Annotated in this window: 1 protein-coding gene and 1 pseudogene; both read left to right on the top strand. The window is 65.3% G+C overall.

All coding sequences use genetic code 11. The features are described from left to right. The first annotated feature begins 5 nt into the window (after nucleotides 1-5). On the top strand, nucleotides 6-128 hold the full coding sequence (locus AC1DIX_RS28425) for an ABC transporter permease subunit (protein ID WP_477328706.1): 123 nt from the start codon (nucleotides 6-8) through the stop codon (nucleotides 126-128). Next, nucleotides 125-354, top strand: a pseudogene (locus AC1DIX_RS28420) (hypothetical protein); the annotation flags it as partial. The gene AC1DIX_RS28425 and the pseudogene AC1DIX_RS28420, both read left to right, overlap by 4 nt.

Here is a 354-nt window from a genome sequence, read left to right as displayed (position 1 = left end):
ACAGTATCTACGGCCGCGACTATCCGGTGCTGCAGGGCCTGACGATCGCGCTTGCCATCCTGGTGTCGCTAACCTTCCTGGTCACCGACATCGTCCAGGCCTGGCTCGATCCGAGGATCGCCAGATGAGCGCCGAAGCGGCCAAAGCCGCACGCCCCGCGCTCCGCTGGCGCAAACTTCCCCGCTCGTTGATCTCCGGCGGCATCATGCTCGGTCTCAGCCTGATCGTGGCGATCTGGCCGTCGCTCTTCGCCCCCTACGATCCCGTCGCATTCGACTACAACGCGCTGCTAAAGCCGCCGAGCTGGGCCGTCGCATTCGACTACAACGCGCTGCTAAAGCCGCCGAGCTGGGC

This window comes from Massilia sp. 05N420 (genome assembly GCF_056397205.1).
This window is presented reverse-complemented; position numbering and strand designations above follow the sequence as displayed.